The following is a 21,923-nucleotide window of genomic DNA, read 5'->3' on the forward strand; positions in this document are numbered from 1 at the left end:
TTATCTTATTTTTCGAGGTAAATAATCTTCTTGTATATTCGTCATGCTCCCCCAAAGACTGTAACGAGCCTCCGGATTGATCGCTTCCAGACTTCTCAGCAGCTCTTTCATATCCGAACGACTGGAACCCGACTCATAAGGACAGTTCTTCAATTGTTTCCGGTACCCTTTCCATGCGGCGACCTGAATCAACTCCCTCTCTTCCACCAGACACATCGGACGGATAATCTCCATATCAAACTTATCCATTTTCAACCGGGGAGGCATTGTTCCGAAAGCCCCTTGGTGGGTCAGGTTCATCAACAGTGTCTCTAGGATATCATCTTGATGATGCCCTAGCGCAATCTTATTGCATTTATGAGCCTTAGCGATCTCAAACAAAGCTTTCCGGCGAGTCCAAGAGCATAAAAAGCAGGGGGATTTGCGAGTGTCCGTAGAAGGATCGAAACTTGTCTCATGGACAATGAAAGGCAAATCATGCTCCTCCGCGCAACTTCTAAGATATTCCCGATCCGAACAATAAGGGATATTCGTCATCACGATATGCGCTACCACGACCTCAAACCGAGGACAATAGATTTTCGACCTGCGCCCCAGTAAATCCACCAAGGCCAAGGAATCTTTTCCTCCGGACAACCCGACCAAGATCCGGTCGCCATCATTGATCAAGCCATAGTCGAAAATCGCTCTCTTTACCTTATCCTCTATCTTGCGAAACAAACGTTCGTCCTCTGTCAATTTTGCCATATACTTCCTTTACGGGCGCAAAATTATATATTTATCTTTTCGATTTGTATGCCTCTACAAAAATATTCTTATCTTTGAAACTGCATAACTATATAATCTAGAATAGACAAAATGAAACGGTTATCCAAAAAGCTGCTTTATACGCTAGGAGTTACACTCCTATGCGGAGGAATGCAACTACATGCGCAAAGTCTTGATCAGGCAAAAAAATTATATAACGACGGGAAATACGCGGAAGCCAAACCTGTGTTCGAGAAACTAGTGAAACAAGCGCCAAGCAATGCCTCTTATAATCAATGGTATGGTGTTTGCTGTTTCGAGACCGGAGATTTAGCAGGAGCGGAGAAACATCTTAAGGTTGCCGTAAAGCGTAGGGTACAAGACGCTTATCGATACCTTGGAGAAGTATACTACCAGACCTATCGTTTTGACGAAGCCGAGGAGATGTTCGACGAATACATCACCCTCCTAACAAAAAAGAAACAAGATGTGGAACCTTACCAGATCCGTATGGACTTGGCGAACAAAGCAAGCCGTATGCTTGATAAGGTAGAGAATGTCCAGATTATCGATAGCTTGGTCGTTGATAAAGATGATTTCTTATCAGCCTATACCTTAAGCGAGGAAAGCGGTACGTTGACCACTTACCAAGATTTCTTCCAGACAAACGATCCGGGCAACTCATCGGTATACATGAACCAGAAGGGGGATAAGATTTATTACGCCCACTCGACAGACGGTAACCACAATTGTCTTTTTACCCAATCCAAGCTCATGGATCAATGGGGAGACGAGAAACAGTTACCGATGAATATCAATAGTGACGCCGACGATGGGTATCCATTCGTGCTATCCGATGGCGTAACGATTTATTACGCATCCAAAGGGAACGGCTCTCTGGGCGGATATGATTTATTCGTCACTCGTTACAACATCAATTCCGATACTTATCTTACACCGGAGCAATTGGGCATGCCCTATAACTCCCCGTTTAACGATTATATGATGGTGATCGACGAAGCCAAGCAATTGGGATGGTTCGTTTCCGATCGTTATCAACCGGAAGGAAAAGTCTGCGTATACTTATTCATCCCGAACGACAACCGCGAGCGAGTAGATAGCGAGGATGTCGAACTAAAACGTGCCCGGGCCTCTATTGCCTCGATCAAGGATTCATGGAAACCCGGATCGAATTACGAAGAGCTTATTCATTTAGCTCATACCGAGATTCCTTATGGACGTATAGAAATAAAGAAAGATTTCACGTTCCCGATCCATGATGATATCGTTTATTACACCTTAGACGATATCCAAAGTCCGGAAGCGAAGAACTACTACGAGAAAGTAGTTTCCATCCATAGACAGATCAAGGAGCTAAATGAGAAACTAGAGAGTTTACGAGCCAGCTACATCAAAGGGAATAAGGCGAAGCGAGAACAACTGAAGCCTACGATTCTTGATGCGGAAGAAAAGTTAAACAACCTGCTCGCTCAACCGGACGAATGGGAGAAAAAGGCACGTAACGCAGAGATCGTATACCTAAGAAACAACCATAAATAAGAAGAACTATGCTACTGGACATAGCCATCATCGTCTTCCTCATGGTAGCGGCCATCCTACTGATACTGGCAGAGATATTCCTTCTTCCGGGAATAACACTCGCGGGTATAGGCGGGGCTATTTTCGCTATCGGCGGAGTCGTTTTCGCTTATACGGTAGGTATATGGGTAGGGCATCTGACTTTATCCTTATCAATCATTACATTCGGAATAATCTTCGCTTGGTTATTGCGTTCCCGGTCTTTTAACAAGATCGCTTTAAAGACAGATATCGATTCCAAGCTGACATCCAGCAGGGATCTCGGAATAGAACCCGGAGACGAGGGGATCACGCTCTCACGCTTAGCCCCTATCGGCAAGGCCCGGATTAAAGGTATTAACGTGGAAGCGAAATCTCAAGACGAATTAATCGATGAGAACACGCCGATCGTAGTGATCAGGGTAGACAGTTACAACGTAATTGTCCGTCCTAAAGAAGAAACAAATATTCACGCTTAATTTTTTATATATGGAAATAACCTTTTTGCCACTTATCCTATTGGGGGCCGCAGTACTTCTGCTGGCAATCTTTTTCTATTATGTGCCGTTCCTGTTATGGATCTCGGCCAAAGTATCAGGAGTCAATATCTCCTTGATCCAGTTATTCTTGATGCGTATCCGAAAAGTTCCTCCCTACATCATCACTCGTGCGATGATCGAAGCGCATAAGGCAGGAATAAAGACGCTTACACGCGACGAGCTGGAAGCGCACTATTTAGCGGGTGGACATGTCGAGAAAGTAGTGCATGCGCTGGTTTCCGCGTCAAAAGCGAATATCGACCTTCCTTTCCAGATGGCTACCGCTATCGACTTGGCCGGACGTGACGTATTCGAGGCTGTACAAATGTCGGTAAATCCGAAAGTGATCGATACCCCTCCGGTAACAGCGGTAGCGAAAGACGGAATCCAGTTAATCGCCAAGGCACGTGTCACCGTTCGTGCGAATATCAAGCAATTAGTGGGTGGTGCCGGAGAAGAGACGATCTTAGCCCGTGTAGGTGAAGGTATCGTATCTTCCATTGGTTCATCCGAAAGCCATAAGACTGTATTGGAAAATCCGGATTCCATCTCGAAATTAGTGCTTCGCAAAGGGCTTGACGCCGGAACAGCTTTCGAAATCCTTTCCATCGATATCGCCGATATCGATATAGGTAAGAACATCGGCGCTTTCTTGCAAATGGATCAAGCTCAAGCGGATAAGAATATCGCTCAGGCGAAAGCCGAGGAACGCCGTGCGATGGCTGTCGCCCTCGAGCAAGAGATGAAGGCGAAAGCACAAGAAGCCCGTGCCAAGGTGATCGAGGCAGAAGCGGAAGTTCCCAAGGCAATGGCAGACGCTTTCCGCACAGGAAACCTAGGCGTAATGGACTATTACAAGATGAAGAACATCGAGGCGGACACTTCTATGCGTGAAGCGATAGCTAAACCGACCGGTACTCCATCAAAACCATTAAAGGACTAAAATAGTTATATACATGGAACTATCTCCAAGGGCAGGGTCGCACCTTGCCCTTTTATGATTAAAAGTAAACTTAATTAGCTGATCGAATATGAGAACAATCCCCGCTTCAGAATTAGCGATCCATTCAGATGGTAGTGTTTTCCACCTGCATTTAAAACCAGAACAACTCGCGGATCGTGTGGTACTTGTTGGTGATCCCGCACGGGTTACAACCGTCGCTTCCTATTTTGAGTCTCAGGAATGTGAGGTTTCCAGCCGGGAGTTTCATACCATCACGGGCCAATACAAGGGAAAACGTATCACGGTTGTATCCCATGGCATCGGTACAGATAATATTGATATCGTATTAAATGAGTTGGACGCTCTCGCTAATATTGACTTCTCAACCCGTACGATCAAGCCGGAATTCAAGCAACTTTCCCTAGTTCGTATCGGGACTTCCGGAGGGTTACAGCCATTTGTCCCGATTGGGACTTATGTAGCTGCGGAGAAATCGATCGGATTCGATGGAGTCATTTATTTCTACGCAAATAGTAATTCCGTTCGTGACGCAGACTTGGAATCTGAATTAATAAAACAGCTTGATTGGCGGCTTAGCGGCATATGGCCTTATGTCGTATCGGCAGATCCATCGTTGATCGAGCAAATCACCCGTAATGATATTATCCGGGGAACGACTATCGCGGCCAATGGCTTCTATGGGCCGCAAGGACGTGAGCTCCGATTGCCCTTGACCGATCCAGAATTGAACCGGAAAATAGAAGCTTTCGATTATAACGGGCGAAAGATTACGAACTTCGAGATGGAGAGCTCCTCTTTAGCTGGTCTGGCCGCTCTCATGGGACACCGGGCAATGACCGTATGTTGTATTATCGCCGGACGTGTGGATAATCATATGAATACGGATTATAAAGGTTCTTTGGAGGAACTGATTGAAACTGTATTAGACCGTATATAATAATATCAAGACTATGAAGTGGGATCATTCACTAATCGATACGTTGGAATGGGGGAATCAGATCTCCCATAAGGAAGATAAAATAAAGATAGCGGACCTTATCGCATCTAAAGTCGAAAACGGACAAGTCATAGGTGTTGGCTCCGGTTCTACCTCCTATCTAGCGTTAATTCGCATAGCGGAACGTATCCGGACGGAACGTCTTTCCATCTTGGCGATCCCCACTTCATTAGAAATCCGGATGACTTGCGCCCAGCTAGGCATTCCGGTTACCAGCCTGTTTTCCCACAAGCCGGACTGGACCTTCGATGGGGCTGATGAAGTAGATTCCCACTTTAACTTGATCAAAGGGCGTGGAGGCGCCATGTTCAAGGAAAAGCTATTAATCAGCTCCAGTCCGCAGACCTATATACTGGTCGATCCTTCCAAGAAAGTGGAGAGGCTGGGAGCTAAATTCCCGATCCCGATAGAGATTTTCCCGGAAGCTCTCACCTATGTAGAGGACAGACTCCAGCGTTTGAATCCCGGTGAGATAAAACTTCGTATGGGGCAAGGTAAGGATGGACCGATCATTACCGAGAATGGCAATATGATCCTAGACGTATGGATGGACTATATCCCTGAAAATACAGAATCCACTCTCAAGTCGATTACGGGCGTACTCGAGAGTGGACTCTTTATGAACTATAAGGTAGAAGTATTAGGGCTTACTTCATGAATCCTTGTTGTTTCAATACCTTCAAGAGCACCTCGGAGAAATGTTCACTATTTTTCTTCGTATAGCGTACGTCCGTAAAGACCTGCGCCAGTGTTTCCTTATTATTCTCCCTTACAAACTGCTTATTCACCTCTAATGCCTCTTTCTCACTATACAAGGCATCGATGGAAGCCGGAGTAAAGTCCGTATAAGTCTCGTTTTGTACCACAGCCGCCAATGGTAAACGTTCTACTTGAGCGGGTATAGGCTCTGCCGGATAACCCACCGTAACCGTAACGATCGGGACAACCAGACGGGGAAGAGAAAGTGCCTCAATGATCTGGTCCGCATTATAAGCCGTCGTACCCAGATAGCAAATGCCTAAGCCTTTTTCCTCAGCGGCATTGCAGAAACTCTGGGCGAACAACATCGCATCTATCGTCGAAGCGATAAACGTTTGTAAATTATCGAATCCGGCCTCCGCTTTCCTGCACTCCGCCCATTTCACGAAACGGTTCGCATCCGCACAAAAAGTAAGTACCACCGGGGCTCCCGTAATCATTGGTTGGTTAAAATGAGCCGGAGCCAGTTTCTCCTTGTTCGCAGGGTCGCGGGTAACCACGACACTATACAATTGCATATTTCCTGTATTCGAGGCACGAGTAGCCACTTCCAATAATTCATTCAGCAAAGACTCCGGGATATCCTGATCCGTATATTTACGGATACTTCTTCTATTCTTCATGCATTCTAACATAGCAATCCTATTTTTAAATTCTCAATAACTAAATCCTAATATCCATGCCGGCATACGGTTAAACACGCTTTTCGGTAACCCGTAGATAGCCGCATAAGCGTCGGGTACGAAGCGGAGACGATCATATCCCCTTAAGGGATCACCTACGGCGAAGATATATTTACCGCCAATCAAGAAATCTCCGTTCTCCATGAATTCCACGTTCGCCACGGAACGCATCTGGCTTAAGAAATAGGTTTCACACATCAATTGCCGATTCTCCTTATCTCCGAAAAAAGAGATCAGCAAGTTGGTATCCCCCATAAAGACTTTCTGCTTGGCCGGAGTGGTTCCCAGTTGGTCTGCCGAGTAATAAATAAGCCTCACATCATGAAAGAAACGCAACAGGCTATCGCTTTGCTGACGAAGCATATTTGTCTTACGGGTTACATCAATCGATTTCGGACGTAAAGGAGCCGACTCAGCCACCATCATAAAATATTTTTGAGCTCGTTCCAGATTACTCATCGAAATAGAAACCACCGAAGGCAAATCCCGGCAAATCTCTTTTCTCACTAATTCTTGCAGACGGAAATAATACATATCCGGGTCTTGCCAATAAAAAGGATAACATCCATGTTCCAGATAGTTCCGGTAAATCGGCACAATATTCATCTCCGCATTGATCTCCTTCACCAAATCATGATGGTTCGCTAAGATATCCTCCAACGGAATGGGATCTTTATCCAGAATGCTTTCGTAAGAAAGGAATTCACGGAACGACATCGGATGCATGGTATAAAAAGCAGCCTCATGCCTTAACCCGTTCCGCACCTCTGTCTGCGAGTACAAAGAAGTGGTAGCGAAAACAATCTTTAAGGCGGGGTTGGCATCCAATAAAGTTGAGACCTCTTCCATCCAGCCCGAATAGAAATGGATCTCATCCAAAAACAAATAATGCCCCCCGGCTTGCAGGAACTCCTTAACCGCATCGGTCAATGAATGTGTCTCAAACCAGAAATCATCCAGATTCACATACAGGGCTTCCCGCGAATCTTCAAATTTCAACTTAATATGCTGTAACAACAAGGTAGTCTTACCAACCCCTCGAGAGCCGAAGATGCCGATTAACCGATCCTCCCACTCTATCCGTGCATGCAAATAACGCAGGAATGTACAATTTATTCCTTTCAACAATAGCTGATGATTCCGCTGAAGCAAGTCCATATACAAATCTGTTTTACGCGAATATAAAAAATGTTCCGTGTTTTTCGTACCTTTGTCAACACTAAACCAATAAAAAGATGAATACATCCAAAGTCTACTTTACTAATTTACGCACGACCCCCAGCAGCAACCTGCTGGATAAGATGGAACGTCTGGTAAAACGTGCCGGTATCGCCAATATCGACTTCAAAAATCAATTTGTAGCCATTAAGATCCACTTTGGCGAACCGGGGAATTTGGCATACATTCGTCCTAATTACGCCGCTCGCTTGGTAAGCCTGTTACGTGAATTAGGCGCGAAACCGTTCCTTACCGATTGTAACACCTTATACTCGGGCCGTCGCTCCAACGCTGTCGATCATCTTCAAAGCGCCATGGAAAATGGGTTCAATCCCATGTCCGCCGGTTGCAACGTTATCATCGCCGATGGCGTGAAAGGTACGGACTACCGGGAAATCGAGATCGACGGGCAATATTGCAAGGCCCCGAAAATAGGTGCCGCTATCGCCGATGCCGATATCATCATTTCCATGAACCATTTCAAAGGTCACGAGCAAGCCGGTTTCGGCGGTGCGCTGAAAAACCTCGGGATGGGATGCGCCAGCGTAGGCGGTAAACTGGAATTACATTGCGCCTCACAACCCCGTATCGATACGGAGGCTTGTAAAGGCTGTAACATCTGTGTAAAGCACTGTGCTCACGATGCCATCCATTTGAATAACAACCGAAAGGCCGAAATTGATTACGAGCGTTGTGTAGGTTGCGGGCAATGTGTGGCTCTTTGCCAATACGACGGTGCCGTAATGGGCGAAGGTGATACTTCCGAGCGATTGAATTACAAGATCGACGAGTACACCAAAGCCGTATTATCAGACAAGCCCCATTTCCATGTTAGTTTTATCATGAACGTATCTCCGGAGTGCGATTGCTGGAATCATAACGATGCCGCCATCATCCCTGATTTGGGGATCGCCGCGTCTTTCGATCCGGTGGCCTTGGATAAGGCTTGCGCCGATATGGTTATCAACGCTCCTATCATCGGAGGTAATAAATTAGCCGAGGCTCATCCTCACGAACACCTTGAGGGAGAGGATAAATTCCATTTGATTCATCCGGATACGAACTGGCAAGCCGGCCTACATTATGCGGAAGAAATCGGACTGGGTTCTCAAGCGTATGAATTAATAACGGTTTAATAGACGGAATGAGTACAATTTGCGCTATATCTACAGCTCCGGGAGTAGGAGGAATCGCAGTGATTCGTGTCTCCGGACCGGATACTTTCAAGATTTGTGATCGGATATTCCGGCCGAAGAAGGCAGGTAAAAGTTTATCTACCCAAAAGGCTTATACCTTAACGTATGGTTCCATCGTCGGTAACAATGACGAAACCATAGATGAGGTGATCGCCGCTGTTTTCTGTGCCCCCCATTCTTTCACGGGGGAAGATACGGTGGAAATCACCTGCCACGGCTCGACGTATATCCAACAACAAATCCTGCAATCCCTTATCTCCAGCGGATGCCGTATAGCGCAACCGGGTGAATATACGCAACGTGCTTTCATGAATGGCAAGATGGACCTTAGCCAAGCGGAGGCCGTTGCGGATTTAATCGCCTCCACTTCGGCTGGCCAACATCGTTTGGCTCTAAGCCAGATGCGAGGTGGTTTCAGCAAGGAACTTGCCGAACTTCGGAACCAGCTGCTCCATTTCACCTCTCTCATGGAGCTGGAACTGGATTTCAGTGACCATGAGGAATTAGAGTTCGCTGATCGTAGCGAGCTTCGCACGCTTGCGGATCATATCGAACAGGTCATCTCCAAACTCGCCCAATCTTTCAGCGTAGGTAACGCTATCAAAAACGGTATTCCCGTCGCCATCATCGGTGAGACGAATGCCGGCAAATCTACTTTACTAAACGCCTTGTTGAACGAGGATAAAGCGATCGTCAGCGACATCCACGGAACGACCCGTGACGTTATCGAGGATACGATCAATATCAACGGCCAGCTCTTCCGTTTCATCGACACCGCCGGTATCCGTGAAACAAGCGATACGATCGAAGCTCTCGGTATTGAACGTAGTTTCAAGGCTCTAGACCAAGCGCAAATCGTCATCCTCATGTACGACTTAACCCGTGACCTCAAAGATTTCGAGGCTTTCTATCAAGAAATAGCTCCGAGATTAACGAATAAGTCTGTTATCTTAGCGATGAACAAATGCGATGTATTACCCGCATCCTCTCTCCCAACCTTCTCTTTCCCCACCGAAGGCTGGCATCAAATCGCTATTTCCGCCAAAGGCAAGCTGCATATCGCAGAGCTACAACAACTCCTCACGGAAGTCTCTTCCATCCCCACCCTCCACCAAAGCGACATCATCGTAACGAATGCCCGCCACTTCGAGGCACTTACGCATGCGCTGGAAGCTATACATAGGGTACAAGAAGGTTTGAACTCCAGCCTTTCCGGGGATTTCATCTCGCAAGATTTACGGGAGTGTATATTCCATTTATCGGATATCGTAGGAGAGGTTACGACGGATCAGGTGTTGGGGAATATATTTCAGCATTTTTGCATCGGCAAATGATAGCTTGTAAACAGCCGTAACCAACTATAATCATTTAGAATAAAGTCACTGTGTATCAGTGACTTTTCTGTTTTAACACTTTCCAGTCCGTATTTGGAGATAACGGTTTTTATCCATATTTTTCTATCATATTTCTACCGCGACAGAAATTCACGGTTAGCCCGAATGTCACAATGACGCATTAGTTGACGTGTGTTGACAATGGTTTACATGTGTAGACAAAAAGGGAAATTAAAAAACAGAGAAAATGATATAGGAAATATGGAAGTAAAGAGAATTTGTCAATGGTGTGGAAAACCGTTCATTGCACAGAAAACAACGACCTGTTATTGTAGCCCTCAATGCTCGAAGCGAGGTTACAAACATCGTATCAAGGAGCGCAAAATGGAACTGCGCCACATTCAGGAAATGCAGGAGTTGCGCTCCAGTTTGGAGAAGCAGGAATATTTCACTTTTTCGCAGGCTGCCCGATTGATGGGCGTGAGCCGTCAGTACATTTATAAATTAGTCAAAGAGGATAAACTTAGAGCATCCCGAATTAGCGGAAGAATGGCTTTGGTAAGGCGTGCAGACATAGAGTTAATGCTCAAAAGCAAACCTTACGAACGACTGGTTGCGAAAAACGACTTCAACATCTCCGAGTATTACACAGCCGAAGAGATTGCGGAAAAATATAAGGTCAACGCCAAATGGGTGTGGACTTACACTCGGCAACATAAAGTGCCGAAAGTGAGAATCCGCCAGTTCAACTATTACAGCAAGAAACATATCGATGCTGCCTTTGCCAAATACGAGGTAGATTCCGACCTTACTGAATGGTACACACCGGAAGAGATTCAGGAGAAGTACGGTATGACACGTGTCGCCATCCGTTCGCAAGTGTATCGGAACAACATTCCCTCCAAGAAAGAGCATGGGCAGATATTCTACTCAAAGCTCCACTTCGACCTCTCGAAGAGTTCCGAACAGGAGAGCAAGGCGGAATACTACACCGTCAAGGAGGCGATGGAGAAATTCAAACTCTCTCGTGATTCGGTTTACGGTATTCTGCAATTCCATCAGATCAACCGGGAGAAGAACGGACGGTTCGTCAGATTCCTGAAAGTGGAGTTTGACCGGGTAATGGGTGTCCGCAAATAGTCTAATTTATGGCTATCCGCAAATTATTCAAAAATTAATCCCTGCTGTAGGTAATCTGCATGACTACATTATAGAGTTTCGCCGACGAATTAATAATAACCATAAAAATATAACATTATGCATGAATGCAAGACTGTGACATTAAGGACACGTCCGCTAAAAGGCAGGATGATGTCTTTCTATCTGGATTATTATCCGGGGTATCGAGACAAAGAGACAATGAAAGTTATCCGTCATGAATCGCTTGGTATTTATATCTATGCCAATCCGAGGAACAAACGTGAACAGAATTTCAACGAGGTAATGACCGAGAAAGCCGAAGCCATCCGTTGCCGCAGGTTCGAGTCGGTAGTCAATGAACGGTATGACTTCTTTGACAAGTACAAACTCAAGGCAGACTTTCTGGAGTATTATCGCAAGCAGCTCCGTAAGCATGACCAGAAATGGGAGTTTGTCTATCTGCATTTCAATAACTTCGTACATGGCAAATGCACCTTTGAAGAGATTGACATCGACCTCTGTAACAAGTTTCGGGAATATCTGCTGAGTGCCAAGAAGCTAAGGCGTAACGGACGTATCACACGGAACTCCGCATCAGGATATTGGTCTACTTTCAGAGGTTTCCTGAAAATACTCTACCGTAATGGGATGATAAAGACCAATGTCAATGACTTCTTGGAAAAGATAGAGACAGAAGATGTAATGAAAGAGGCCCTGTCTGTTGAGGAACTGTACAAATTGGCCGAGACACCTTGTAAGAAGCCTATTCTGAAAACGGCATCGCTGTTTTCCTGTATGACCAGCTTGCGTATCAGTGACATTCTCTCGCTATGTTGGGAAGACATCGTGGACTATTCTGCTGGTGGGAAATGCGTACACATCATTACGCAGAAGAACAAAGCGGAAGACATCATTCCCATCAGCGAAGAAGCATTGGGATTGATAGGCTATAGTTCTGAAAAGAAAGGTTTGGTATTCAAGGGACTTATGCGTAGTTGGACACAAATACCGATGAAAGAATGGATTCGTTCTGCCGGAATTACCAAGAACATAACATTTCACTCGTACCGGAGAACATTTGCAACGCTACAAGCAGCTGCCGGGACGGACATCCGTACCATACAGAGCATCATGGCGCACAAGAGTATCACCACCACGCAAAGGTATATCAAAGTCGTGGATGCCAACAAACGTGAAGCCAGCAAAAAGATTACTTTGACAAGGAAAGACTGACAGCCGTTTCGTCCTCGATTTCTGCGGTCAGAGTATGATTTTATGTGAAAAATCATACTCTGACCGTGATATTTAGCATGATACGTGGTAACTATCAGTCTTTTTATTGCAACTATCTGGAACATCGATTATATCTTTAGCGCAAAACGATTCCAAATACTTGCAGACCATGACGAATAAAAAACAAATTCAGACTAAAAAGATAAGTTTTATCCTCGCACTGTCCGTTATCATTTATGCGGCCATAGATACTTATCTTTTCCTTTGCCATGACATCAATATCATGCGCATAACGACTCCTGTCATCCTTGGACTGGTAATAGCTATCATATTGTGCGGGCTCCTGCACAATTTTTTCTATAAATGGCTGACAAAAAATCCTATCAACTTCTCTTTGGGCGAGCCATCTACCCCTATTGTAGAATCAGAGAACGCCATAGAATCTATAGATGCCACTGAAATACTGACCATCGAGCAACCGATGGATTTGCCTGAACAGGAGTCTTTTCCGTCCCAACTGTCGAATCCAAATACAGTAAACTCTGATTGTCCACAAGATTCTCATTTGAATAAATATGATTCCATATTGGTGGAACTAAAAAAGAAAGAGATTGAAAGGCAAGTGGAAATTATGGATGCGATTCGGGAATATGTAACCGTCAAGACTGCCCCCTATCTCTCCAAAGAGGATATTGCCACCCTTATTTTCAATATAGAGTATATGGCTTACGATCAACCTGAATCATATAAACCGATTCGTTCCAATATAGACAATCCGCTGAGGTCGCCTGGGCTTCGCCATTTGGCATGGAATGTCGGTGAACGCTTGGGAGTGCCCTTAGCGAAAAGAGCCGTTTTTATCAAGAAATCATTTCCATACGAACTCGTAAACGCGACCCTTGAATATCTCAGACTCAATTTACGGGATAATGTTCCAAGCCAGATTCCCATTGATGTACCAGATAAAGGCGACTATCGCTTCCATTTAGATGTAGATAATGATGACTCGCAATAAAAAAAAGTATGCAGACGAAATAATTAATCCGGTCTGTATTGTTCTGCAAGGTTTCATTGAGTTGGTTCGCAGCATGTTAAACGATTAAAATAGTCATAATATGGAAAAAGACCAACTGACATTCAACGACCTGCCGACTGTGGTAGGCGAACTATGCGACAGAATCGCAAGTATGGAAAGCCTGCTTACGGAGAAACTTTCCAAGCAGTACGAAACCAAAGAGAACACGCACGTCCCCATGACCGTACAGGAGGCTTGCAACTATCTTAAAATGCCGTTGTCGACCTTTTATTACAAGGTCAAGAAGGACGATATTCCGGTTATAAAACAAGGAAAGCATCTCTACATCTATCGTGACGAACTGGATAGATGGCTGGAATCTTCCCGGAAGAATCCGGTTCCGCAAAGTTTCGAGGACGAGAATGAGTCCTTGCTCGCCTCCCATCGCCGTAAACCGAACTCTAAAAACTGGTAGCGATGGAAAAGACGGACACTATTATTCTTTCTCCGGAAGAATTGGTCGCTTATATGGCGGAGTCAACAATAAGCGTAACAAGTACATACGAACACTCCCCGGTGGTTCTGATGGTGGACGATACTGTTATCGGAACATTGGGAAACTTCAGCGCTTCCATCGGGAAAGCCAAAAGCAAGAAAACTTTCAACGTTTCAGCCATTGTCGCATCGGCATTGAGTGGCAGCACCGTTCTTCATTACCGGTCTATGTTCCCTGAGAATAAGCGGAAGATTCTATATATAGACACAGAGCAGGGGCGGTATCATTGCCAACAGGTATTGAAACGCATCTTACGTTTGGCCGACTTGCCGGAATACAAGAATCCGGATAATCTGATTATGCTGGCTCTGCGCAAGTTTTCCCCTAAACTACGTCTGGCGATAGTCGAACAGGCCATTGGCACAATACCGGATTTGGGATTGGTCATCATAGATGGCATTCGTGATTTCCTTTACGACATCAACTCCTCCAGCGAATCTACCGACATCATCTCCAAATTCATGCAGTGGACGGATGACAGGCAAATCCATATCCATACCGTCTTGCATCAGAACAAGAATGATGAACATGCCCGTGGTCACATCGGCACGGAACTCAACAACAAAGCGGAAACCATCATGCAGATCGAAGTGGACAAAGAGGACAAGACTGTAAGCGTGGTCGAAGCCGTCCATATCCGTGACCATGAGTTTGAACCTTTCGCTTTCCGCATAAACGAGGAAGCCATGCCCGAATCGGTAGAGTCCTATCTGCCCAAAAAGAAGAAGACCGGACGACCAACCAAAGGACCGTTCGATCCGGACAAGGAGATTCCAAAGAATGTACATCGTCCAGCATTGGATGCCGTTTTTGCCAATGGAAACATCAGCAATTACGATGATTATATAGAACGCTTGAAAGAGGGTTACGGATTACAGGGTATAAAACTCGGTTATAACAAGGCGGTAAAGGTCGCAACATTGCTAAGCGACAAACAAATGGTTATAAAAGAAGGGAAAGATTATGCCTTCAATCCAGAATACCATTATTGAGTTCAACTTTACTTTATTGTCGGGGCGTATATATAAGAATAAAGCAAAGTCGGCAGGAAGACATCATGTGAGATATTCATATTCTCCCCTCTTTTAGAGGCTCATATCATCCTATGTTTCCGATCCGAGTGCCAGTTCACTATACGCATCCGATATGGCTTGCCGTGAAGCATCAACAGGTAACTGTTGCGAGATATGCCAATGTATAACCTCACTGCGTTACGGTTGTACATTGGCACTCTCGCTTGCTCAGTTCCCTCGCCGGTGTGGTACTCGCAAGCTCGCACCTATTCAACCATTATAAAACGATTCAAATGAAAGAAAATATTGTAAATACATCGGACTCTTCGAAAGAAACCAGAAACGTCTTCATCGGAGCGAAAGTCACTCCTACTCAGAAGGAACATATAAAATCACTGGCCGGACAATGTGGCATGACTGTAAGCGATTACCTATTGTCGTGTGCCTATAACTTCAAACCCAAAGCGAGGCTTACGAAAGAAGAAGCAGCACTGTTGCAGAATCTGGACGATTGTCGGTCAGACCTCGTAAAATACACCTCCGCCCTACACGGAATGTCCACAAAGCAGCGCATGGCAATGTTCAATCAGATTCCGTTTATGGTGGGCTGGCTGAAAGAATTAGGCAATGTAGCCGAAAGTGTCTGCCAGTTCCTGAGTGCAGTAAAAGAGAAGAATAAAATTCCGTCTAACCCAAAATCCGAAGAAGAATGATTGCAAAAGCCAAAGCCATATCGCACGGTATAAACGACATCCGTTACATTACCGGCGAATCACAGCATAAAAAGCATCCGGAGAAAATCTATCGGGTATTGGACAATCTGTTACCCTCAGAACCGGACGCTATGGGAATATGGAACTCCATGCAGTTGACCCTATCCCAATATCGGCCTATAAAGAATTCCATAATCAGAATAGAGTTGAGTCCATCGCCTGAGCATACCCAATTCTATGACATCGAAGATTGGCAAAATCTTTGGCAGGAATTCGCCGAGGAGTTCGACAAACTGGTGATTACCGGCAAGGATGGAAAAGTCCGTTCCCGTCCGACCAATTTGGCGGGTAGCAAATACTCGGTTTGGCTTCATACGGAATCTAAAGGCGAAGTTCCCCACCTTCATGCCGCGGTTTGCCGTTTGGATGAAGACGGCAATATCAACAACGACCACAACATTCATCTTCGTGCGCAACGTGCTGCCGAGCGAGTGGCAAAAAAACGAGGCTGGACGACTGCGGCACAAGTCCGAAATCGCAACATGCCACAAGTGAACCGAGACTGCATGAATGTATTGAAAGCAATGCCATCGTGGTCATGGGATGAGTACAAGAATGCTCTTATACGGAAAGGTTATACCGTCCATGAAAGAGAGGACAAGAAAGGTATTCTTCGTGGATATGCCCTCATGAATGGAAACACCAAATACAAGGCTTCAGAATTGGGAATCGGCAGGAACCTGATGGTCTCGAAACTTCCTGCGACATGGAAGAAACTGCACCATCAGCCAGCTACCGTCATTAGAAATAATACTCCCCAAACCGTTCAACAGGCAGCGATACATAAGGTTGCTCCTATTGACTATACCCAATATCTCACAGATTGTCAGGATATGATTTCCTATACCCTCAGTCATGAAGGAAAGGATTACAAATTCTATATCCCGGAAAAAGTACTTGACTGTTTCAATGACGAGTTTGATTACAGGTTTATTGCCAACTGTCAAGAACTTACCGATATGGCTGTAGCTATATTTGTCGGACTGCTTGATACGCCAAATGTAGCGACTGGAGGTAGTGGCGGAGGTTCGCAAAGCGATCTTCCGTGGAGAGACAAGGACGAAGACGATTTACAATGGGCTCGCAGATGCGCTCGTGCTGCCAGCCGCTTAATAGGAAAAAAGCCGAAAACAAGATTAAAACGCTAAGCCCATGAAAAAGAAATTTGATTTTTCCGCAGAAATGAGTGAAGTGGAATCCATAAAAACCACTCCCAAGAATGAATATCTGGAAGAAGAAAAACGACTACTCGATGTAAATGCCAAGGAACTTGCCAGCCTGAATAACAATGTATATAAGCTGAGAACAGAAGTTGAAAATCTGTCCGGTTCTATACGTGAGTGCAAACCTATTATTTCTGAAGAAATGCATAAGTTGGCAGTTGAATTTGGAGCCACACTTCTCTGCAATTTTCTTGGTCAGATTGAGAGCAAATGCAAGGAAGCCGAGCGAAGAATGAAGAAAGCCGACAATGCCATCCATATCCCGGCTACCGCATTCTACATCACAATTATAATACTGGTTGCCCTCTCTTCTTTTTTCGCCAGCATCATAATAGCAAATGTCGAGATTTTACACTCGGCATTGATTTGGAAGGCTGCTTTATGGACTATTCTGATTGCTACGGCTGGAATTACCATAATGATACTTCTTTCGAAAGTATTGAACAAGCCCAAATAGCAGATTACTACAAAGCGACGAGTCTTAAACCTGAAAATCAGGATTGAAACTCGTTGCTTTTTACTCTATATCATTCAATCAATATCCAAAGGGGGAGAATTACCATCGCTGAATCGGTCAAAGTCGGATTGAAACAGTTGGTCTTGAATAACCCTGTACTTTTCAAACTCTGTTTCTGCGAACTCTTTGGCAAATTCGGCTGACACGTTTCCGTTATCTTGTAATATCGGGAGGTCTGCCACATCAATGAATTTGTCAATACGCTTTGCCCAATCTTCCATTGTCATTGGAATGTGACGTTTAGCCATATTTTCTGCTATATCAAGAAACGCATTCACAATCCTGCCCATTGCTTCCAATTCGTTTTCTCGCAAATAGTTTTTGGCAATGGACACATCCGTTTTTACTATCTTCCCCTGCGGACCTTTCTCCCATGTAGTCAGTCCCATGTGTTCTCGTTCCGCATTGGCTCTATCAACAATCAGCTCGGCAGCCGTATGACCGTGCACCGCATAATGCATCTTGTTCTGAACCTTTTTGAAAAATGCACGCGTAGTTGGTGCATTGACATTATAATCAATACTGGTGGCATATATATCAGTGAGTTTCTGATAAAAGCGTCGTTCACTCAACCTTATCTCCCTAATTTCGGCAAGCAAATGTTCAAAATAATCCTCTCCGATAAACGAGCCATTCTCCATTCGTTTCTTGTCTATCACATATCCACGAATAGCAAACTGGCGAAGCACATATGTACACCATTGCCGGAACTGTGTGGCACGAGTACTATTAACCCGATAGCCAACACTAATGATAGCATCAAGATTATAGAATTTCAACTTACGATTTACTTGACGTTCACCTTCCACCTGAACAACCGAGAAATACTCGGTTGTTACCACTTGTACCAACTCTCCACTTTCATATATATTTTTCAAGTGAAGTCCGACATTATCTGTGGAGCAGTCAAATAATTGCGCCATAGCTTTCTGTGTACACCAGATAGTTTCATTTTGATACATTACCTGCACTCCATTTTCTTTTCCCTCAATTTGAAAAATCAGGAACTCTGCTGTACTATTTCGTATTTCTATATTTTTTGCCATAGCTCTCTTATTCTTTTAAGGTGACCTTTATTCCGAGATGTAAAACTTCAGAAACATTCTCGATAAAAGCCTTTTTCATACGATTGTTGCTATGGGTAATCAATAACCATCCTCCACCCAATTCTTTCTGACTTTTACCGTACTTTGCATCCCTTCGGTTTGAAATTACGGGTACTTTGCAGAATTTGAGATTATACTCTTCCACCACCTTGCGAACCTCAGCCACTCCTATTTTTTTGACAACATTTATAAGTGTTTCAACAGCAGTTTTCTCCGCTATTATAGTTCCGTCAGGAAAAACAACCGTCATATCTCTTGTCGGACCTCTTTCTATCTTTTCATCCAGACGAGAACCATTATTCCGATGTGTTACCTCCGGATCGAGCACCATCTCCTTGGCATCCGTCAACTCCGCTGCAAAGTTACGCTTACGGCTAAGATGAACGCTCAGGGGCTGTTCCGGCACATAATCCACAACTAAAACAAGTTCACGCTTTACAGGTTGCAAAGCCGGCTCTATTGTTTTGCTTAACACCGGAAGAATCTCTTTCTTGATAATTTCTTCTTCTAACTCATTTGCCTCTTGAATAAGATCTTCATTAATAGACAAACCTAATTCCTTTAGGTTTTCCATTGTCTGATATAGTTTGCTTAATCTGCTCATAACTTTGATTTTTAACTACTGATTAAAATGATTTTCTTTATCGTTTCCACATTCACCGTTTCTGTAGTGGAAATACGATGCGGACAAAGACCAAACTTTGTGAGCAATCGGTCTTTGAGGGCATCCCGTGATTGCTGTACATCGCTATTCTGGTGAAAATGCCAACCATCAACCTCAATCGTTTGAAGTGGTTGTTTAGTGAGCGAATTGTAAATAAGGAAATCTATATGAGAAAACGGACTTTTTGCAAAAGCCTTTTCTTCTTCACTAAGCAAACTCCAATCGCTAATCAATCGAGAGAGCGGATAATGACATAATATTTCAGCGTTAATCAAATTCAAATCAGCAATAGCTTTTACCAAAACCGTATAAACAAGGTTTTCAGATAGATGGTTCGATACCGAAGGATGGGCAGCTTCATACGCCAAACGTTCTGCAGTGTATTGCTTATAGAGCAAATCAAACACAGAGTGGAGTTTGCTTTCCTTGACCTCGAAATTATTGTATTGTATATAGGCTATAAGCTGGGCAAGATTCGATTCTTTCGGCAGCTCATTGCCATTGGTCACGATGCACAAACGAGTCTTGGCACGTGATATGGCGACATTGAGCAAGTTGGCATCGTCGGAAAACTCCGTTGGTTCGTTGTCTACTGTGCTTATGATGATGCTATCGCACTCCCGACCTTGATATTTATGTACCGTACTGGCAATATCATGCCCTAATGCCTTATTTGTTTCTTCCGCTTGGTTGCGATAGGGAGTAATGATGCCCACGCTATCCATATACTTATATTCAGGCATTACCTCCTGTATGATGACATCAATCTCTCGCTGATTGAAATGCTCTCTCGCATGATTGCCTTTAGTGGTACGGACTACCTGCAACACATTCTCTTCGCCGTTGTCAGTGGTCATGGCCACCAGCTCACCATTATAAAACCGTTGATTGCAGAACTCAATAATCTTGGGATGGCAACGATAGTGCTCCCGCAGCAACGTGACAGGAGCTTCCGTGAATACCTCCACACATGATTGCAGAAAGCTATGCGTCATAGCGTTGTATCTGTCATCTACATTATAGGTTGTCTGAATTGCATTTAGAGCAAGTGCTTCTTCACGGCTCACTACATTAGGTAATTGTTTGTCGTCACCAACAATCACGGCATTCATCGCACACGAGAGTGCCAATGCTCCGGTCTTAATGTCTACTTGTGACGCTTCGTCCATAATCACATAATCAAATACCATATCCTTACTGATACAACTTTTGGCAGAATAAGTGGTGCTGAGTACGACAGGATATTCTTTCAAGAACTCCTCTGTTTTGGGCTTGATGTCCCTAATAGAGAACCTTTTCCTTTCGCTGGTTCCATATCGTTTGGCAATCTTATTCTTCAAAATTTGCAAGGAAGAGGAACGCAGATCTTTTACAGACTGGTTAATATCAATGGATTGAAGCGTATGGACTATGAAGCCCAATTCTTGCTCGATTTCAGCCTTACGAGAGAAATAGTAGGCTTCTTCCAATCCAGCTATCACTTCGGTAACTTTACCGTTAAGGAACGAGAATATCTTCATTCCCATAGCAAATGACCACTTCAAACGAAACCAAAAACTGAGCTTTTGCTCCTTCTCTACCTTCATTTGGTAAAGGTTGAGCAGCGTTATCAGTTTGGCAGATGGTTTACCATGAAGCCAGTTGTTATCAGTACTGTTTGCGCCTAATAGCGCATTATATTTGCTCTCTTTCAGCAACGCATCATATTCCGTCTTTAGTTGAGCTTGACGTAACTGCCCGTCAAATCCTTGTGACACGTTTTGGAGAGAATCTTTCGCCAATTGATATATTGTTGATTTGTCCTCAATATTCCAATCTGTCATATCAGGATAACCTACTTGATTGGCAATAAACACCTCTTTATTTTTCGTACGACCGAGTTTGGCTACTATAAAACCAAGTCCTTCGCTCTCCAATTTTTCTGCTACATTCTCTACGGCAGAATTGTTGTTAGACACAACAAGCACTGTTTTTCCTACCATAAGCAAATTGGCTATGATGTTGAGAATCGTTTGCGTTTTACCTGTTCCCGGAGGTCCTTGTATGATGCTTACTTGATGCGTCAATGCCTTCTCCACCGCAGACTTTTGGCTGGCATTGCATCCGAAAGGATAATAAACCTGCTTTGGCAAGCGATATGTTGCTAATTTTGACTTGTCACCAAGATATTGAGCCAAAGGAACATTGTCGCGCATTGTATCTACCAATTCATACTGCTTGGATAAGATATTATCTTCATCCTCTGTCATCAGACCTGTTTCAGCAGCCAATTTACGAAGATATTCCCAAGTAGATCCACCATTTTTGTCAATGGGAGTACGAGTGATATAGACATCATTTCCCTCAAAGTTCTCATAGTAACCATTGGGATAGGTCACTCGATAGAATGTATGACGAGTGTCAGAAAACCGCAATACTTCTGCCACATTGTTGATGTGCTTATTCTTGATATACAATCCTTTTTCGCTGAAATCTATGGTCTCTGGATCGGTAAAATATAACAGACGGGCTTTGTTGTAATTGAACACACGAGTAGATGACGAGAACCGAACAGCCCAAAGACCGTTCTTGTTCTCGCTGATAGAGGAAACTTGCTCGGTGATAAACATACACTTATCGCCACATCTCTCTAAATCTACTATCATGTATAACTGCGAATCCATAGCAA

Annotated in this window: 21 protein-coding genes; 15 read left to right on the forward strand and 6 right to left on the reverse strand. The window is 44.3% G+C overall.

The genetic code is table 11. From position 1 onward, the window contains the following. Complete coding sequence (locus tag NBH07_RS07495; RefSeq protein ID WP_130882377.1) at positions 1–747, reverse strand: tRNA 2-thiocytidine biosynthesis TtcA family protein; 747 nt, start codon at positions 745–747, stop codon at positions 1–3. A gap of 111 nt (positions 748–858) precedes the next feature. On the opposite strand from NBH07_RS07495, the gene NBH07_RS07500 reads away from it, so the two are divergent. The 5 genes from NBH07_RS07500 (at position 859) to rpiA (ending at position 5,483) form a co-directional block, all read left to right on the forward strand. After that, positions 859–2,307, forward strand: coding sequence for a tetratricopeptide repeat protein (locus NBH07_RS07500; protein WP_156682450.1), 1,449 nt, complete (start codon positions 859–861; stop codon positions 2,305–2,307). Positions 2,308–2,315: 8 nt separating this feature from the next. After that, positions 2,316–2,804, forward strand: a complete 489-nt coding sequence (locus NBH07_RS07505) for an NfeD family protein (RefSeq protein WP_009275728.1) — start codon at positions 2,316–2,318, stop codon at positions 2,802–2,804. Positions 2,805–2,814: 10 nt separating this feature from the next. After that, entirely contained in the window at positions 2,815–3,807 is a 993-nt protein-coding gene (gene floA, locus NBH07_RS07510; protein ID WP_005854361.1) for a flotillin-like protein FloA, read from the forward strand. A gap of 88 nt (positions 3,808–3,895) precedes the next feature. Then, positions 3,896–4,765 (forward strand): nucleoside phosphorylase, encoded by an 870-nt coding sequence (locus NBH07_RS07515; RefSeq protein ID WP_057327239.1) that lies wholly within the window; start codon positions 3,896–3,898, stop codon positions 4,763–4,765. A gap of 13 nt (positions 4,766–4,778) precedes the next feature. Further along, complete coding sequence (rpiA, locus tag NBH07_RS07520) at positions 4,779–5,483, forward strand: ribose 5-phosphate isomerase A (RefSeq protein ID WP_005864338.1); 705 nt, start codon at positions 4,779–4,781, stop codon at positions 5,481–5,483. On the opposite strand, the gene NBH07_RS07525 is transcribed toward rpiA, so the two are convergent. Together NBH07_RS07525 and NBH07_RS07530 are read right to left on the reverse strand one after the other, a co-directional pair. Then, complete coding sequence (locus NBH07_RS07525) at positions 5,473–6,219, reverse strand: nitroreductase family protein (protein ID WP_005854358.1); 747 nt, start codon at positions 6,217–6,219, stop codon at positions 5,473–5,475. The two genes, rpiA and NBH07_RS07525, sit on opposite strands and share 11 nt — an antisense overlap. A 21-nt stretch (positions 6,220–6,240) precedes the next feature. Next, positions 6,241–7,425: an ATP-binding protein gene (locus NBH07_RS07530; RefSeq protein WP_005854357.1), complete on the reverse strand. Its 1,185-nt coding sequence runs from the start codon at positions 7,423–7,425 to the stop codon at positions 6,241–6,243. Positions 7,426–7,502: 77 nt separating this feature from the next. Here NBH07_RS07530 and NBH07_RS07535 point away from each other — a divergent pair, with 77 nt between their 5' ends. From NBH07_RS07535 to NBH07_RS07580, 10 genes are all read left to right on the forward strand, one after another. Beyond that, the gene (locus NBH07_RS07535; RefSeq protein ID WP_094582512.1) at positions 7,503–8,621 is read left to right on the forward strand and encodes a DUF362 domain-containing protein; all 1,119 of its coding nucleotides are present in this window, start codon (positions 7,503–7,505) and stop codon (positions 8,619–8,621) included. A gap of 8 nt (positions 8,622–8,629) precedes the next feature. Then, entirely contained in the window at positions 8,630–10,015 is a 1,386-nt protein-coding gene (gene mnmE / locus NBH07_RS07540) for a tRNA uridine-5-carboxymethylaminomethyl(34) synthesis GTPase MnmE (RefSeq protein WP_156682451.1), read from the forward strand. Between the two features lie 261 nt (positions 10,016–10,276). Then, on the forward strand, positions 10,277–11,155 hold the full coding sequence (locus NBH07_RS07545) for a helix-turn-helix domain-containing protein (RefSeq protein ID WP_010992345.1): 879 nt from the start codon (positions 10,277–10,279) through the stop codon (positions 11,153–11,155). Between the two features lie 117 nt (positions 11,156–11,272). After that, positions 11,273–12,388 (forward strand): tyrosine-type recombinase/integrase, encoded by a 1,116-nt coding sequence (locus NBH07_RS07550; RefSeq protein ID WP_010992344.1) that lies wholly within the window; start codon positions 11,273–11,275, stop codon positions 12,386–12,388. A gap of 169 nt (positions 12,389–12,557) precedes the next feature. Then, positions 12,558–13,403: a hypothetical protein gene (locus NBH07_RS07555; protein ID WP_041926182.1), complete on the forward strand. Its 846-nt coding sequence runs from the start codon at positions 12,558–12,560 to the stop codon at positions 13,401–13,403. 100 nt (positions 13,404–13,503) lie between these two features. Beyond that, the gene (locus NBH07_RS07560; RefSeq protein WP_010992342.1) at positions 13,504–13,878 is read left to right on the forward strand and encodes a helix-turn-helix domain-containing protein; all 375 of its coding nucleotides are present in this window, start codon (positions 13,504–13,506) and stop codon (positions 13,876–13,878) included. A gap of 2 nt (positions 13,879–13,880) precedes the next feature. Beyond that, positions 13,881–14,951 carry an AAA family ATPase gene (locus tag NBH07_RS07565; RefSeq protein ID WP_010992341.1) on the forward strand — a complete coding sequence of 357 codons (1,071 nt, stop codon included), beginning with the start codon at positions 13,881–13,883 and terminating at the stop codon, positions 14,949–14,951. A gap of 314 nt (positions 14,952–15,265) precedes the next feature. Next, on the forward strand, positions 15,266–15,685 hold the full coding sequence (locus NBH07_RS07570; RefSeq protein ID WP_156682518.1) for a plasmid mobilization protein: 420 nt from the start codon (positions 15,266–15,268) through the stop codon (positions 15,683–15,685). Continuing rightward, positions 15,682–16,893, forward strand: a complete 1,212-nt coding sequence (locus NBH07_RS07575; protein ID WP_010992339.1) for a relaxase/mobilization nuclease domain-containing protein — start codon at positions 15,682–15,684, stop codon at positions 16,891–16,893. The genes NBH07_RS07570 and NBH07_RS07575 overlap by 4 nt, the downstream gene beginning before the upstream one ends. 4 nt (positions 16,894–16,897) lie before the next feature. Further along, complete coding sequence (locus NBH07_RS07580; RefSeq protein ID WP_010992338.1) at positions 16,898–17,425, forward strand: hypothetical protein; 528 nt, start codon at positions 16,898–16,900, stop codon at positions 17,423–17,425. 74 nt (positions 17,426–17,499) lie between these two features. Here the strand turns inward: NBH07_RS07580 and NBH07_RS07585 are convergent, their stop codons facing one another. Genes NBH07_RS07585 through NBH07_RS07595 form a run of 3 tightly spaced genes read right to left on the reverse strand, consistent with a single transcriptional unit; the run spans position 17,500 to position 21,918 of the window. After that, positions 17,500–18,531, reverse strand: a complete 1,032-nt coding sequence (locus tag NBH07_RS07585; RefSeq protein ID WP_010992337.1) for a virulence RhuM family protein — start codon at positions 18,529–18,531, stop codon at positions 17,500–17,502. Positions 18,532–18,538: 7 nt separating this feature from the next. After that, on the reverse strand, positions 18,539–19,195 hold the full coding sequence (locus tag NBH07_RS07590) for a hypothetical protein (RefSeq protein WP_010992336.1): 657 nt from the start codon (positions 19,193–19,195) through the stop codon (positions 18,539–18,541). 11 nt (positions 19,196–19,206) lie between these two features. Next, positions 19,207–21,918: an AAA domain-containing protein gene (locus NBH07_RS07595; RefSeq protein WP_010992335.1), complete on the reverse strand. Its 2,712-nt coding sequence runs from the start codon at positions 21,916–21,918 to the stop codon at positions 19,207–19,209. Between the last annotated feature and the right edge of the window lie 5 nt (positions 21,919–21,923).

It is taken from the genome of Parabacteroides sp. B2-S-102, from assembly GCF_023656665.1.
In the GTDB taxonomy this organism is placed as follows: domain Bacteria; phylum Bacteroidota; class Bacteroidia; order Bacteroidales; family Tannerellaceae; genus Parabacteroides; species Parabacteroides distasonis.

Bases quoted from the DNA above. Each gene is read 5' to 3' on its own strand.
- NBH07_RS07495 (WP_130882377.1), bottom strand. From the start codon at position 747: ATGGCAAAATTGACAGAGGACGAACGTTTGTTTCGCAAGATAGAGGAT.
- NBH07_RS07500 (WP_156682450.1), top strand. From the start codon at position 859: ATGAAACGGTTATCCAAAAAGCTGCTTTATACGCTAGGAGTTACACTC.
- NBH07_RS07505 (WP_009275728.1), top strand. From the start codon at position 2,316: ATGCTACTGGACATAGCCATCATCGTCTTCCTCATGGTAGCGGCCATC.
- floA (WP_005854361.1), top strand. From the start codon at position 2,815: ATGGAAATAACCTTTTTGCCACTTATCCTATTGGGGGCCGCAGTACTT.
- NBH07_RS07515 (WP_057327239.1), top strand. From the start codon at position 3,896: ATGAGAACAATCCCCGCTTCAGAATTAGCGATCCATTCAGATGGTAGT.
- rpiA (WP_005864338.1), top strand. From the start codon at position 4,779: ATGAAGTGGGATCATTCACTAATCGATACGTTGGAATGGGGGAATCAG.
- NBH07_RS07525 (WP_005854358.1), bottom strand. From the start codon at position 6,219: ATGTTAGAATGCATGAAGAATAGAAGAAGTATCCGTAAATATACGGAT.
- NBH07_RS07530 (WP_005854357.1), bottom strand. From the start codon at position 7,425: ATGGACTTGCTTCAGCGGAATCATCAGCTATTGTTGAAAGGAATAAAT.
- NBH07_RS07535 (WP_094582512.1), top strand. From the start codon at position 7,503: ATGAATACATCCAAAGTCTACTTTACTAATTTACGCACGACCCCCAGC.
- mnmE (WP_156682451.1), top strand. From the start codon at position 8,630: ATGAGTACAATTTGCGCTATATCTACAGCTCCGGGAGTAGGAGGAATC.
- NBH07_RS07545 (WP_010992345.1), top strand. From the start codon at position 10,277: ATGGAAGTAAAGAGAATTTGTCAATGGTGTGGAAAACCGTTCATTGCA.
- NBH07_RS07550 (WP_010992344.1), top strand. From the start codon at position 11,273: ATGCATGAATGCAAGACTGTGACATTAAGGACACGTCCGCTAAAAGGC.
- NBH07_RS07555 (WP_041926182.1), top strand. From the start codon at position 12,558: ATGACGAATAAAAAACAAATTCAGACTAAAAAGATAAGTTTTATCCTC.
- NBH07_RS07560 (WP_010992342.1), top strand. From the start codon at position 13,504: ATGGAAAAAGACCAACTGACATTCAACGACCTGCCGACTGTGGTAGGC.
- NBH07_RS07565 (WP_010992341.1), top strand. From the start codon at position 13,881: ATGGAAAAGACGGACACTATTATTCTTTCTCCGGAAGAATTGGTCGCT.
- NBH07_RS07570 (WP_156682518.1), top strand. From the start codon at position 15,266: ATGAAAGAAAATATTGTAAATACATCGGACTCTTCGAAAGAAACCAGA.
- NBH07_RS07575 (WP_010992339.1), top strand. From the start codon at position 15,682: ATGATTGCAAAAGCCAAAGCCATATCGCACGGTATAAACGACATCCGT.
- NBH07_RS07580 (WP_010992338.1), top strand. From the start codon at position 16,898: ATGAAAAAGAAATTTGATTTTTCCGCAGAAATGAGTGAAGTGGAATCC.
- NBH07_RS07585 (WP_010992337.1), bottom strand. From the start codon at position 18,531: ATGGCAAAAAATATAGAAATACGAAATAGTACAGCAGAGTTCCTGATT.
- NBH07_RS07590 (WP_010992336.1), bottom strand. From the start codon at position 19,195: ATGAGCAGATTAAGCAAACTATATCAGACAATGGAAAACCTAAAGGAA.
- NBH07_RS07595 (WP_010992335.1), bottom strand. From the start codon at position 21,918: ATGGATTCGCAGTTATACATGATAGTAGATTTAGAGAGATGTGGCGAT.